The sequence below is a fragment of the Exiguobacterium sp. SL-9 genome (genome assembly GCF_004336985.1).
GTDB lineage: Bacteria > Bacillota > Bacilli > Exiguobacteriales > Exiguobacteriaceae > Exiguobacterium.
The window spans coordinates 1-393 of sequence record NZ_SJUO01000044.1 but is presented as its reverse complement, the minus strand read 5'-3'; the positions used below and the strand labels follow the sequence as shown (position 1 = coordinate 393).

At 65.1% G+C, this 393-nt stretch carries 1 protein-coding gene; it reads right to left on the bottom strand.

Annotated elements, in window-relative coordinates; genetic code table 11:
* Positions 1-213: GDP-mannose 4,6-dehydratase (locus tag EVJ34_RS15575; RefSeq protein WP_236636732.1), on the bottom strand; the 213-nt coding region annotated here is incomplete at its 3' end.
* Positions 214-393 lie beyond the last annotated feature (180 nt).

Below are 393 nucleotides of genomic sequence, written 5' to 3'. Positions count from 1 at the left end.
CTCCGGCTCCTCGGGCCCCTGGTAGATGTGGTCGATCCGCTCGGTGTTGAAACTGGAGGAGCGGCGTATGAGGCCGTGCACCGTGTACCCCTTGTCGAGCAACAACTCGGCCAGATACGAACCGTCCTGGCCGGTCACTCCGGTGATGAGCGCGGTCTTCGCCACGATTCCCCCTTCTCTGCTGATCGCCTCGGCGGCGACGTTCACCGACATATCTGAATTGGGACGTTCTGCGGCGAAGTGTCACCACAGTCCCTTTCTGCTGGCACAATCCGAGCCATGACGACCGAACTTCCCGTCCCCTCCCAGGAATCCGACCGCCCCCTACTGCGGCCCGGCTCCCGCATATTCGTCGCGGGACACCGCGGCCTGGTCGGCTCGGCGGTGGCCCGC